The organism is Lysinibacillus sp. DFXJR4 (assembly GCF_057196045.1).
On sequence record NZ_JBXUNW010000001.1, the window covers coordinates 1,539,839 to 1,552,893 of the forward strand.

At 33.5% G+C, this 13,055-nt stretch carries 16 protein-coding genes; 7 read left to right on the forward strand and 9 right to left on the reverse strand.

Annotated elements, in window-relative coordinates; all coding sequences use genetic code 11:
* Window positions 1–2 precede the first annotated feature (2 nt).
* A complete protein-coding gene (locus tag AC2CGN_RS07900) occupies window positions 3–1,199 on the reverse strand; it encodes a serine hydrolase domain-containing protein (protein ID WP_429990247.1) in 1,197 nt (398 codons plus the stop codon).
* A 53-nt stretch (window positions 1,200–1,252) separates the two neighbouring features.
* Entirely contained in the window at window positions 1,253–1,687 is a 435-nt protein-coding gene (locus tag AC2CGN_RS07905) for a MarR family winged helix-turn-helix transcriptional regulator (RefSeq protein ID WP_429987271.1), read from the reverse strand.
* A 355-nt stretch (window positions 1,688–2,042) separates the two neighbouring features.
* On the opposite strand from AC2CGN_RS07905, the gene AC2CGN_RS07910 reads away from it, so the two are divergent.
* Window positions 2,043–2,558, forward strand: coding sequence for a DUF6773 family protein (locus AC2CGN_RS07910; protein WP_286926688.1), 516 nt, complete (start codon window positions 2,043–2,045; stop codon window positions 2,556–2,558).
* 5 nt (window positions 2,559–2,563) lie between these two features.
* A complete protein-coding gene (locus AC2CGN_RS07915; RefSeq protein ID WP_054771536.1) occupies window positions 2,564–2,758 on the forward strand; it encodes a helix-turn-helix transcriptional regulator in 195 nt (64 codons plus the stop codon).
* Between the two features lie 89 nt (window positions 2,759–2,847).
* On the opposite strand, the gene AC2CGN_RS07920 is transcribed toward AC2CGN_RS07915, so the two are convergent.
* Together AC2CGN_RS07920 and AC2CGN_RS07925 are read right to left on the reverse strand one after the other, a co-directional pair.
* Window positions 2,848–4,224, reverse strand: a complete 1,377-nt coding sequence (locus AC2CGN_RS07920; RefSeq protein WP_484513091.1) for an MATE family efflux transporter — start codon at window positions 4,222–4,224, stop codon at window positions 2,848–2,850.
* 25 nt (window positions 4,225–4,249) lie between these two features.
* A complete protein-coding gene (locus AC2CGN_RS07925) occupies window positions 4,250–4,729 on the reverse strand; it encodes a DUF6530 family protein (protein ID WP_054771525.1) in 480 nt (159 codons plus the stop codon).
* Window positions 4,730–4,803: 74 nt separating this feature from the next.
* Between AC2CGN_RS07925 and AC2CGN_RS07930 the strand changes: the two genes are divergently transcribed.
* The 4 genes from AC2CGN_RS07930 (at window position 4,804) to AC2CGN_RS07945 (ending at window position 6,971) form a co-directional block, all read left to right on the forward strand.
* Entirely contained in the window at window positions 4,804–4,986 is a 183-nt protein-coding gene (locus tag AC2CGN_RS07930) for a hypothetical protein (RefSeq protein ID WP_484513093.1), read from the forward strand.
* Between the two features lie 701 nt (window positions 4,987–5,687).
* Window positions 5,688–6,227: a TlpA family protein disulfide reductase gene (locus AC2CGN_RS07935; protein ID WP_429981722.1), complete on the forward strand. Its 540-nt coding sequence runs from the start codon at window positions 5,688–5,690 to the stop codon at window positions 6,225–6,227.
* 172 nt (window positions 6,228–6,399) lie between these two features.
* A complete protein-coding gene (locus tag AC2CGN_RS07940) occupies window positions 6,400–6,738 on the forward strand; it encodes a hypothetical protein (protein ID WP_429981723.1) in 339 nt (112 codons plus the stop codon).
* Between the two features lie 23 nt (window positions 6,739–6,761).
* Entirely contained in the window at window positions 6,762–6,971 is a 210-nt protein-coding gene (locus tag AC2CGN_RS07945; RefSeq protein ID WP_429981724.1) for a hypothetical protein, read from the forward strand.
* A gap of 539 nt (window positions 6,972–7,510) precedes the next feature.
* On the opposite strand, the gene AC2CGN_RS07950 is transcribed toward AC2CGN_RS07945, so the two are convergent.
* From AC2CGN_RS07950 to AC2CGN_RS07960, 3 genes are all read right to left on the reverse strand, one after another.
* Window positions 7,511–7,756, reverse strand: a complete 246-nt coding sequence (locus AC2CGN_RS07950; RefSeq protein ID WP_286926693.1) for a YkuS family protein — start codon at window positions 7,754–7,756, stop codon at window positions 7,511–7,513.
* A gap of 160 nt (window positions 7,757–7,916) precedes the next feature.
* Window positions 7,917–8,057 (reverse strand): YjcZ family sporulation protein, encoded by a 141-nt coding sequence (locus AC2CGN_RS07955; protein WP_286926694.1) that lies wholly within the window; start codon window positions 8,055–8,057, stop codon window positions 7,917–7,919.
* 230 nt (window positions 8,058–8,287) lie between these two features.
* Window positions 8,288–8,749 (reverse strand): DUF4429 domain-containing protein, encoded by a 462-nt coding sequence (locus AC2CGN_RS07960; RefSeq protein WP_429981725.1) that lies wholly within the window; start codon window positions 8,747–8,749, stop codon window positions 8,288–8,290.
* Between the two features lie 327 nt (window positions 8,750–9,076).
* Here AC2CGN_RS07960 and AC2CGN_RS07965 point away from each other — a divergent pair, with 327 nt between their 5' ends.
* Window positions 9,077–12,166: a hybrid sensor histidine kinase/response regulator gene (locus AC2CGN_RS07965; protein WP_484513097.1), complete on the forward strand. Its 3,090-nt coding sequence runs from the start codon at window positions 9,077–9,079 to the stop codon at window positions 12,164–12,166.
* 76 nt (window positions 12,167–12,242) lie between these two features.
* Here AC2CGN_RS07965 and AC2CGN_RS07970 read toward each other — a convergent pair whose 3' ends face one another.
* Together AC2CGN_RS07970 and AC2CGN_RS07975 are read right to left on the reverse strand one after the other, a co-directional pair.
* Window positions 12,243–12,416: a hypothetical protein gene (locus tag AC2CGN_RS07970; protein ID WP_429981727.1), complete on the reverse strand. Its 174-nt coding sequence runs from the start codon at window positions 12,414–12,416 to the stop codon at window positions 12,243–12,245.
* Window positions 12,417–12,569: 153 nt separating this feature from the next.
* Entirely contained in the window at window positions 12,570–12,980 is a 411-nt protein-coding gene (locus AC2CGN_RS07975) for an Lrp/AsnC family transcriptional regulator (protein WP_429981728.1), read from the reverse strand.
* Window positions 12,981–13,055 lie beyond the last annotated feature (75 nt).

The window sequence follows — 13,055 nt, forward strand, 5'->3', positions numbered from 1 at the left end:
TATCAATTGACCTTTTGATAAGGTAGTTCAACTCCTTCATCGATAAATAATTGATTCTCAACATCTACATAACTCATTGTATTGCGTACCCAATAATACGATTCATCTATTTTATAAAGCGGCACAGACAACTGATGTTCAAATGAAATCATAAATTGTCTATCCTTTATGATTGTAAATCTTGTGTTAAGTTCATCTGCTAATTCATATTGACCTGTAATATCATCCTCATTAGAGAGCGATAAAATTTCTATATGTTTTGGTGCGTCTACAGAATATTGTATTCCCATTATGTAATTCATAATTTCTTGTTCATATTGAGGGAACACTTCTTGATTCGTTGCTAAAACAACAATATCCTTTGTGGATGTATGAATAAAAGCTTGCGCTGAACAACCGAACCATCCACCTGTATGACCAACCCAATCATCTTGAATGATAAAACCATAACTATAATGCTCAGCGGCTTCTGTTGATGTTAACATGGATTTCATACTCTCTTTGCTAATGTACTGACCTTGCAAAAATGCTTTTAAAAACATTGCTACCTCTGCCACTGTTGCATAAATACCACCGTCACCATATACATTATTAAATTTTTCACTTTTGTTGAAATATGGGTCATTATTTGCCTTTTTATATCGTTGCTCCTCATAATCATACATATGACTTTGTGCTTCGTATTGTTTTTTAGGCTGTGTTGTTGTACTAGTCAGATTTAATGGTCTTGCAATATATTGTTGTAAACATGTTTCATACGATGAGCCGCTGACTTTTTCAATAATTTTAGCAAGTAAAACATAATTCGTATTGCTATAAGACCAATGCTCATTCTGTGTATGTTGTGGTAGTGCCATTTCAACAAATGTTTCAACACTTATTATAAAATCTTCTGTAATATATTCTGGAATACCAGATGTGTGTGTAAGTAAGTGTGCAACTGTCACATTTGCAAAATGAGGTACGTTAAACCATTTTGTAATTTTATCTTCTAATTGTAGCTGTCCTTTCTCAATTAGCTGAAATGTCATTACCGCTGTATACATTTTACTTAATGATGCTAGATTAAATTGTGAACTTTCAGAAATAGGATGTTGCTCTGAGATATCTTGATAACCAAGATAATACTGCTGGATTTGTCCATGTTTCTCATAATAAACAGCACCATTAAACGAGATGTTTTTAAGTAAATCTCTCACTTGTTAACCTCCTAAATAAATTAGATATCTAACATATTAGGCATGAAGAAATTTTATAATTCCTTCATCGCGATCTCCCTTAATTTTTCAACAATGCGTTCTAATTCGTTTAACTCATTTGATGAAAGTTTGCTGTAAATTTTATCTGCGACCTGCTGTTCAACATAATCTTGCTTCGAAAAATACTCTAATCCATTTTCAGCTAACGTTATAAATACTTCACGGCGATTTTGTAAATTAATTTCTCGTTTGATATATTTATTCTTTTCCAACTTCGCTATTAATTGGCTAACTGCGCTAGAGCTAATATTCATTTCAATTGCAATTTCACCCACCGTAATACGTTTTGCTAAAAACACAATATCCAATACAACGGCTTGTTGTGTTGTAATGCCGCTATTTAGATATTGCTTATAATGTTTATATATCAAACGGTTTATCATATATTCTGCTTCATTAATACGCTTAACCTGTTCATATAAGGACAAATAATCACCTGCTAATATGTTAGATGTCTAATATATTAGCAAGTGATTTGTCAAACGTCAATCTTAAATAAAAAAGTCATAAAATCAGATTTGTTTACTAATTATACAGGAGGTAAAAAGTCTGTCATTCAGTAGTAAACTCAATGGTACAAAATATGTCGTCGTTGGTAAAAGTCGCTGGCCGTACTCACTTGTTTTTTTGTTGAAGTAATTGTGTAAGTCATTGGAGTTTGCTACAGGCAATTTTAAGAAATTTCTTGAAAAGTTAATTATAATAATCTTATTGCAATGTATATATTGCATAATGACGAATATAATGTATAATAGAATTATAAAATAGGGGAGGGGAATTAAAATGATTTGGAACTCGAAACATTTGGATGAACGTGTGAAAAACCTGCAAAACAAAATCTATAAAGAAATCTATGTGATTGTTATTATTGCCTGCATAATATCCATCCTATATAAATTTACGACAATGGAAATGTCCTTACAAAATGTAACAACAGAATGGCTCATTATTTTAATCACATCTATTTATTATTTTATAAGATCGGCTTTTCTTGGCATTTTTACTGATGAAGTGGAGCTACATGATAGTAAGCATAAAGTTAAATTAAGTACTAAATATATTATACTTGGTGTTGCGATGGGTATGTTTTTTGCCATTATTTTAGGTATTAACAGTGCATTTAACTACGCAGATAGTACTCAAGAAGCCATCTATTTTTTCTTTCTTGTATTCTTTGTTTCATTGTTTATGTATGCACTATTTTTTGCAGGATTTTTAATGTTGATGTATGCAGCTGCTAAAAAGAAGAGTGATAAAGTCGTGCAACATATTTTAGAAGAGAAAGATAGCAAGTGGTGAAAAGTGTGAAAAACATACGTTTGAAAATGGCTCGAACAGAGCATGATCTTTCACAGGGAGAGTTGGCGGAAATAGTAGGTGTTACTCGCCAAACAATTGGTTTAATTGAATTAGGTAAATATAATCCGACTTTAAATTTATGTATTGCCATATGTAAAACATTAAATAAAACCCTAGACGAATTGTTCTGGGAAGAGTAAGCGTTGTGGTGTACATTATCAAACAAACCAGGGACTCATAAGGAGCCCTGGTTTTTCATTTTTCTTGATAGGATATAGTAAGTACTGGCTTAATCGCTTAGCATTACTTTTAAAGTTCGTTTTTGCCAGCCTAGCTTGAAGTATGCATACTGTAGCACAAAATGTACGCAGAAGGTTACAGGGTAGGCTAACCAGACACCATTTAACTCGAGTGAAGTGTGGTGTGATAGTATAAACGCTAATGGCACCTCAACAACCCAAATGGCAATAACTAAGAAGATGGTTGGCCATAAAACTACTCCTGTAGCCCTCATCGTAGCTGAAACTGTTTGTGTATGTCCAAAAATTAAATAGCTCCAAAATGTGATATATAAATAATCCTTAGCAATTAGCACAGTATTATGTGAATCTATAAATAAAGATAGGATAGGCTCCGCAAATAAATACATGATTAAAATAATGGCGCCGCCTAAAATATAGTTAATACGCACACCTAAGAGACGAATTTTTTTGATCATTTCCGTAGAGTTTGCACCAAGAGCTTGGGCAACAAATACTGAGGTTGCAATCGCTATACTCATCGCTGGTACTTGTGCATAGCTGGCTACCTGATTAACCACACCATAGGCAGCAGTAGCATCTGAGCCATAGACATTTACAAAGCCAATAACTGCAATTTCCGCTACAGAAATTGCCACCATACTAATACTTGATGGAATCGCTAGTTTTAATAAGGAAACTAAGATGCCTTTCTTTAATTTGAAATGCTTTAAAATTGATTTGTCTAAACGCAGTAAATGCTTTGTTTTGTGCAGGTATCCTAGTAATAATAGCATCGTTACAAGATTGGATAAAACAGAAGCATAGGCAGCACCATTTAAGCCAAACTTAGGCAGTCCTAACCAACCAAATACTAACGGAGGAAGGAATGCGATATTTAAAACTACACTGATGACTAAAAATAAAAAGGGTGTTTTTGAATCGCCAACACCGCGCATAAAGGTTGTATACACAAAATACCAAAACATAATTGGAAGTGTGAAAAATAATATTTGGGCATAGCTAATACTCGGCTCTAATATGTTGGCGGGTGTTTGCATAAAGCGTAAAATCCATTCAATGAAAAAGCCTCCGAAAATAGCAACAGCAATTGATAATATTGTCGTAAAGGCGAGGGTTACCCCGACAACCTCCTTCATTTTCTCATGATTGCCAGCTCCGTAAGTTTGCCCAACCAAAATAGAACTACCTGAGCCAATGCCAATCGCAAATGCCATTAAAAAGAAGAAAAATGGAAAAAATGCAGAAATTGCTGCTAGTGCATCGACACCTAAATTGCGTCCAACAATAAACATTCCAAATACCTGTCCTAATGATTGCAAGACATTCGCTAGCATAACAGGAATTAAAAAGTTGAAGAAAGATTTTTGTAGTTTTTTATCATCTTGTAGTAGCTGTTCGTTCATTATGTTATCTCCTTAAGTCATGACATTAATAGCCCATATCCTTTAAAATACGTGATAGTGTGCGTAAACGTTCTCCAATAAGTTCACCATTATCACTTAATGCTTGTTGAAAGAGCTGAATATCCTCATTAATTTGTTCATTTTCTGTGCATACTTCCACTGTCATGGCATCACCTTGTAAACCAACACGTTTAAGTACTGGGTTGCTTTCATCATATAAATTTTCATAGCGATAAGCATCCTTAAAATAAAGCTGGGCTTCACACACTAAAATAGCTAGGTCAAGTACACGATGAAGAGGAAGTTCCTCCGATTGGCGAGACCATTTACCACCAGTATGACGCCACACCTTGGCAGAAATATCAACCTTCCCTCGATCGTTCCATTGAGCTAAGCCAAGTGATAGGCCCTGTGCATCAGTATGATAGGCAGTACGTCCATCAATATTGGCGTAGTTTTCAGCCACAATTACTGGTTTATGTTTTAAATGCGTAGGTATTTTCATTTGTTAAAACTCCTTATTCATTTATATTTAGTAATTTAGTAAATTACTGCGTTAGTAAATATAGCATTGGATAAATGATAAGTCAATTATTTATGGGTTTAAATCAATTTAAAGTAAAGAAATGTAGAAAAGTTTTAGATTTGCTTGGAGCGGTTTCAGTAGGGAAGGTATATCATAGTATTGAAAATAGAAATAAAAAAAGACAACTACCTATTGCCGGTAAATGTCTAAAAGGATTTAAAAATTTCTTATGGTAAAATCCACCACGCTAACTTTAATTCTGAAAAATAAATTGTATCGATTATGAACAGAAGGTAAAGAAAAACTTCTTTACATAGTGTTGAAAAACTAAATGGTCAAGGGACTCTTTGTGAAAATTTAGTCAAAATGAAGCTGATTTCCGTTACAGGCTACTCGCTTTGTTGCTGACGCTTCGCTTTCGCACAGTTAAAACATTTGTTGCTGACGCTTCGCTTTCGCACAGTTAAAACATTTGTTGCTGACGCTTCGCTTTCGCACAAAGCAAAGCTTCCTGCACTGGGATAACGAAGGCTAGGTGCGTCACGTCCTGTGACAACGCCTTCGTGACCAACAGCGTATTGGCCTCAGTTTCTCGTCTGTCTCGCTATCCCACGGGAGTCGAGTAGCCTTACACTCCAATCAGCAATAGTGTAGAACTTTAACTATTTTCTTCCCTCAAAAGTAAAGTAAAAGCATATTACTCACGATGGATAGAAAAGTAGTACAATTCTATAGCTATCAACCTACATTTTGTGCATATAACTACTTTATAAATTAAACTAGGTCGTAAATTAATATTATTTTAATTTTACAGGTGATGAAAGAAGAAGTACATACAAAAAGGTGTATAATACAACCTTTTAAACCCAAATATGGTAATATCAAAGTGAAAGTATTGTAAAATAAGCATATTATCAAATTACTTAAGGAGAAGTTAATGAAACGGAAAAAACTTATAGGTTTAGTAGTATCACTAACAGTAGTAGTTTTCTTAATAGGTGTTGCCTTAAAAGATGAAGTTTTCAAAGAAGAGCTAAAACCCTCAATGATAGAATTAGCGAATGGCTCAAAAAAAATTGTCTATGATACAAAACTAATGAATTTTGATAAAACATTAACAACATTTGGAAAATACAAGGGAAAAGTTTTAATTGTCAATTTTTGGGCATCGTGGTGTGGTCCTTGTCAGGATGAAGTACCAGATTTAAAAGCATTTTATAACCAAAAAGGAGATAATGTGGAGTTGTTAGCCATTAATGCAACTGCTAACGATAGTTATAATAATGTATTGAAATTTTTAGAGAATTACAAACTGAATTTTCCCATCTTTCTTGATGGAGATGGCACACTCCAAAAATCATTTGAAGTCATCAATTATCCGACAACTTTTATCTTTGATGCGGAAGGCGCTTTAAAATACACAATCAAAGGTCAAATCAATCAACAGGAATTGAAAAAAATTATTTCAGAAATTTAACTTAAACATACATAAGAGTTTGAAGAGTAATCTAACCATGTAATTAGACAAATACCAAAAAGAGCCTGGAACTTTATCTATAATTAAATTATTAACAGAAAAATTCGAAAAGTGAAACTTTATTTACGTTCGCTCGTAGAATAAATAAGTGTAGTCAAGAAGGGGGAGATTTATGAAGACTAAAAATTTAATGATTATGCTGATCACACTTATAGTAGAGGTAATCATTACATATTATATTGCCTCATTTTTCTCCGTTCGATTAATTGAGGTTATGTTTTTTACAGGTATCTTTTTTGCTGGTGGCATCTACTACTTTTCAAGCGGTGGAGGAGCCATGTCTAGACTTTTTAACGCTCAGGTAAGTGGTCAAACAGGTTTAATTCAGCAAAGCGAGCGCTTTACTGTTAAAGTTGGGCCAGTGTTCTGGGCTTCAGTTGTATTTTTTTTAGTAGGTTTAGTATTTTTTATCTTATTAATTATGGGGGTTATACCACCTCAAGATATGTAAAAACCACTTTATGGAGGATATAAATGATTAACAAAAAACATTTAAATGGAGTCATTTGGCTTTTGTTCATAATTTTATTAGGAATTTCCTTTATGATAAACGTAACTCATTATTTTAATACAAAGGAAATAGATACGGCTAGCTCTCTATGTTATGAAAAGGGTGGTAATGTCATATTGAAAATTTATAATAATTTAACAAGTGAATATTATTTTTCTTGTGAAAAAAAATAATCTAACAGAAACAATGTAAATAACTATACGATGGGCTTAAAACCTGTTTAGAATTTGTTCAGAACAATTTGATACACTAGCCATGTAATCATAAACAAACACACAACACACAACACACAAAAAAACCTGGCTTTGGCAAAAAAGCTAGGTATTTTTGTGTTTAAGTTCTTACATTGCTAAAAGATTAGTCGGGGGACATAGTATGAGACAAGAGGAAATGATAAAGACTGTAAAAAAGTACAGTTATCTGCATTGGCTCCATACTATTATTAAATAGTGTTGACATGGGGGCCAATTCTGCAAATAACGATTTAAATACAGCAATGGGTGGTTAGATGGATACAGAGAGTTTCCTTGTTATACAAAACGGCTATATTTTTTCTTATCTCCTAGTTGGAGGAATTTTCTTATTGGTGGGTCTTTTATTTTTTTGTATATTCCTTTATAAATTCTTATTAAAAGACATCGACTTAGATAAATTGTAAAAGGTGCAGGTCAATAGATCATAAAGTCTAAAGACAGCACCTCTCCATTCGTTGTTAATGAAAATATTTGTCTACACGCTGAAGAATTTCGTCAGCAGAAAGGCCATTCGCATCAATGACTGGCCCTGCAAGTACTGGATCACTAATGCCCATAACATCCTTGTCTTGACCTGTGATGACGCAAGCATCACATCGTTTAGCGTCCTCTTCATTTCGTAGTTGAATAACTTCATATCCTTTTGCCTTTAAAGCTTGCTCCACATTCGATAATGATTGTTCTACACCAATTATTCTAGACATTATTCTTCCACCTCCTATATGTAATGTGCCATATAGGATTGCTAATTATTCATTGATTTATTGAAAAATCTTAAAATTTTATGAATAAAGGCTTAAGTCTTATCCATAATGATAAAACTTAAGCCTATTTTTTATTTAATAGTTGGAAATGTTGATGTGATTAATAAAGGAAGCTAGCGCCAACGATTATTAAAAGAATGAATAGTACAACAATTAGAACGAATGTAGAGCCATAACCAGAGCCAGTATTGCCTCCACAGCAGGCATTGTTCCAACTACCTACGTTTCCTGAATATCCCATGGGAAATACCTCCTTTCTATCATCTATAATATGCCTTGTTGTAGAAAGGGGGCGTGTTATTTATCCAATTAAAAAATCTGAAAGCGTAAGTATTTTAAAGAATAACTAATATCTGATGAATAGTCAGACAAAGATTTAAAATTTTGCATTACACTACTATTATGTTGAAATTATAGTTGTAGGTAGTGAAGTGCCTTATAAAAAATAAAATAACAGCTATTTCTACACAATTAAATATTCAATAATTGTTTTTTCTTTGCTTCAAATTCCTCTTTAGTCAATATACCTGCATCCATTAGCTTTTTCATCTTTAAAATTTCATCTGCGGCACTTTGTGAAGTGATAGAAGGAAATGAACTCTCATGTCGTTTCATTTCAATTAACTTTATTAATTCTTTTGCCTTTTTTAGCTCTCTTTTAAAAAAGGTTATAGAGTTTTCATCTTTGATAGCTGCCGATGTACCGCCTTTGGTTTCATTCGAACCCGAATAGGCAAATTGGATATATCCTGTAGTTAAACCAGGTTCTTTAAATTGAATAGCAGAGATGGATGTAATGGGAATGGATTTTTCCCCCTTTGAGCCCCCTTTATTGATAAAATTTGAGAACCCTTTTGGTTGAATTTTTACTGTATAATCATCCACTTTTACTATAAACTTCCCATTTGATGTAAATTCAAAAGCTTGAGTCATTTTTCCCCTCCCTTTTATAAAAGTTTAAATGCCTTTCATTATTATAAATATGCTTAAATTTATGTGGAAATTTCCCATTATGAATGGATTTTTAATAGATGCTGTTTGTCGGTGAGCTTGGAATAATAAGCAGTGTCTTCATATATCTACGAAGTGTGAAAATGATTAAATAGGGACTTATCTTATTTAGTTTTATAGAGCTAAAAAAATATTTCAATTTAAAAGTATCTCTATGCATGATAGGATAATATTGCTAAGGAGGTGCAATTGGCCTAAGGAAATTGTGCTATAAATACAAGGTGCAAGGACTTTTTGACATTTATGTAAATGAATAAAAAGAAAATTATCCTCATAGTTAGTTTATTTGTGTTAATACTTACAGGCTCACGAATTTTATGGCTGGATTTATTAAATAATACAAATCAACCCTATGCTGTAAAAGGACAAATAGACTTACGAGAATGGGATTTTAACGACAATCATTCCATTACATTGGATGGGGAATGGGAGTTCTACCCTTATACGTGGTTAATTAACGAAAAACAGCCAATTAAAGGAGCTCGAAATAATCTATCATACATACATGTTCCAAGTGGGTGGGATTCGTCCTTACAGAAAGGGGAAGTAACTCCATATGGTTATGGTTCTTATCGCTTAAAAATTCTTGTAAATCCGTCTGATAATAGAACCTACAGTATTAGGGTGCCAAGTGTTCGGAGCTCTTCTGAAATATATGTGAATGGCAGACAACTATCGAAATCAGGTGAAATTGGAAAAAATGCTGATACAACCATTGCTAAAAACATACCCTATTCCGCTTCTTTTGAAGTAAATGGTCGTAGTGAAATTGAAATGATTGTGCAAGTTGCTAATTATAAGGATTCTCGTAATGGAGGGATTATCCGTTCCATTAAATTGGGCAAAGAAGAAGTAATTAATCGAGAGACGCAATTGTCTGTAACGATGCAGCAAATGGTGGCTTTCGTTTTCCTTATACATGCTATTTATTCAATTATTTTATATTTTGTAGGAAACAGAGATAAAAGATTACTTTACTTTTCTATGTTAACGTTTGCCACTACATTTTTTTATCTTTTAGGAAGTGATGATAAATTATTGTCCTACTGGTTTCCAATTAATTACGATTGGGGCTTTAAATTAGTTCATCTTTCTATGCTTGGCATTGGCTATTCACTACTTCACTCTATAAAACAGTGGTTGCCAAAGACATTACTTAAACTAATTCCTTGGTTTAATACTTTATGTGGTATTGCTGCATTGCTGGCAATACTATTGTCTGCTCATTATGTAACAATCATACAGCCTGTTTATGCTACTCTTTTAGGAATCCCAATGACTTTAACGATAGTAACAATGATTGTAAAATCAATCAAAGAGATAAGAAGTAATATTTTATTATTGTTGGCAATAATAGCTTTTGTGAATAATATTGCTTGGTATGGTATCTTTCTTTTAACTGGGGTAAAAACAATATTTTATCCATTTGACCTTATTATCACAATGACTTGTTTGGCAATACTATGGTTTAAAGATTATGCTAAGGTGTATGCAGAGACAAAGGCACTTGCTATTAAGCTTCAAGAAGCCGACAGATTGAAGGATGAATTTCTTGCTAATACGTCCCATGAACTACGAAATCCTCTACATGGGATTTTAAACATGTCGAAGGCTGTTTTAGAAAGAGAAGAAACCGTTATAAGTGATAAAAGCGTCAAGGATTTAGAAGTCGTTCTTTCGGTAGGACAACGAATGTCTCTTATGTTAAATGATTTACTCGATGTAATGAGCTTAAAAGAAAATACAACAAAGCTGCAACTACGATCATTTTCCATTCATACGATTGTTTCTGGCGTATTAGATATGCTCTATTTTATGAGGGAAGGTAAGCAAGTAGAGTTAATAAATCAAATACCTGAAGATTTTCCAAAGGTAATGGCTGATGAAAATAGAGTCATTCAAATTGTTTTTAACCTACTGCATAATGCAGTGAAATATACAAATGAAGGTCATGTTACAATAGCTGGTCATGTGAAAAATAATATGGTGGAAATTATGATTTCAGATACTGGTATTGGTATTGATAATGACACAATTCAGCGAATATTTGAGCCTTATGAGCAGGGAACTCTTAGTAAGGCCATAATGGAAGGTGGATTTGGATTAGGGCTTAGCATAAGTAAACGCTTAGTTGAGCTACATGGAGGCACATTACAAGCACATTCAATATTAGGAAAGGGTTCAGAATTTACGTTTACTTTACCTATTGCTATCTTATCTGAACAAAATGTTACTGAAGATGAGAATTCACTATTGCGAATGGATGAGGATTTTGACGCTATGTCGTCTTCCAATCATTTTGATCGTTCTCCAACAACCCAATCCATCATGCAAACAAATCGACCAAAGGTGCTAGTTGTGGATGATGATCCAGTAAATTTAAGAGTGATTGAAACAATTCTGACTACAGAAAAATATGATTTAAAAACAGTCACTAGTGGCAGTAAAGCGCTGGAGGCGTTGGTGTCTCAAAAATTTGATTTAGTTATTTCAGATGTAATGATGCCAAATATGTCTGGCTATGAATTAGTTCGTACTATACGTAAACAGCAGTCAATTACAGAACTTCCAGTGTTACTTCTTACAGCTAGAGGTCAAGCACAGGATATTGAGAATGGCTTTTTATCTGGTGCGAATGATTATGTAATGAAACCAGTCGATCCTTTAGAATTAAGATCTAGGGTCAAAGCACTCACTGATGTTAAACAATCTGTCCAAGAGCGTCTTCGAATGGAAGCGGCTTGGCTACAGGCACAAATACATCCTCATTTTTTATTTAATACATTAAATGCAATTATGACCTTACATGAAATTGATACGGAGCGTACTAACAAGCTACTTGAGGCACTTAGTGATTTTTTACGAGAATCTTTTAAATTCCAAAATATTGATGAACTCGTCCCAATAGAAAATGAATTAAAGCTGGTTCAATCCTATCTCTATATTCAGCAGGAGCGATATGGAAGTCGAATTAGTGCTACATGGGAGCTAGAAGTTTCATCTGATGTAATGATTCCATCTTTAACCATCCAGCCATTAATTGAAAATGCCATTGAACATGGCATTTTGAAACAAGTAAATGGTGGAACTATTAGTATTCAAATTTTGGATTATGATACTTTTATAGAGATAACAGTATCTGATAATGGTATTGGAATGGATGAAGAAACAAAAAAACAATTGCTAGTCAGAAGGCTAAAAACCTCTTCTGGGGTGGGTCTTCTGAATACGGATTTACGATTAAAGCAGCATTACGGAGCAGGGCTTCAAATTAACAGTCAACCAAATCAGGGGACATCCATATCATTTAAAGTTCTTAAAAAGCAAGTTGATGGATAGCTAAGCTGAAATGGTGAATAGAATTAGAAAAGTGATGGATAGAACCATGAAAGTAGCGGATAGAACCTACCTGTTATCAACTTGATTCATCAGTTTGATTGAGAGCATTTCTTTCAAGTGTCTCTTTTGTTTCAGCATTGACAGTTTTTTCTTTTGCTTCAGCTTGTTCACTAGCCGGAGCTTCATCATGAGAAGAACATGCTGATAGAAGAAGTGCCGACATTGCTCCAATATACAGTAATTTCTTCATTTACATTACCTCCGTTTGTTCATTGGTTACGTTTTAGAGTGCACCAATATTACTTAGAATATAACGGAGTTACAATAAAATTTGGGTTTTTAATAAAATTATTCTGTTAATAGGAAAGTTGAAAATACCAGGCTCTAGCACCTGGTATTTTTTTTATTTACTTATTACAATCGATAATTTGTAGTTGGCATGTTTATTTAAATCGACTAAAAATTGGTCTAAAACTTCGTTTGATGAAAATCTGCATTCTAGAAGATAGCAACCATCTCCACTAATTTTAAAATTATTAACAATGAATGGTTGTTGTGTATCCAGAAATGCCAGAAATGGTTCATGGTATGGACTTTTAGTATAAATATTCATAAATGCATGGACAGGACGTCCTAATTTCACCTGATTTACATGGATTGTATACCCTTCAATGACACCACTATCTTCTAATTTTGCAACCCTCGATGATGTAGCTTGGCCAGTTAAATGAACCTTCTCCCCTAATTCTTTCATTGTCATACGGCTGTTCTTGTAAAGCTCATCTATGATCCGTAAATCAGTACTATCCAACATGAAATAACTCCTTTCATTAATCAAGTAAAATCATGAAAAGACTTGATTTTATCTATGTAATTGTTATTTGGACAT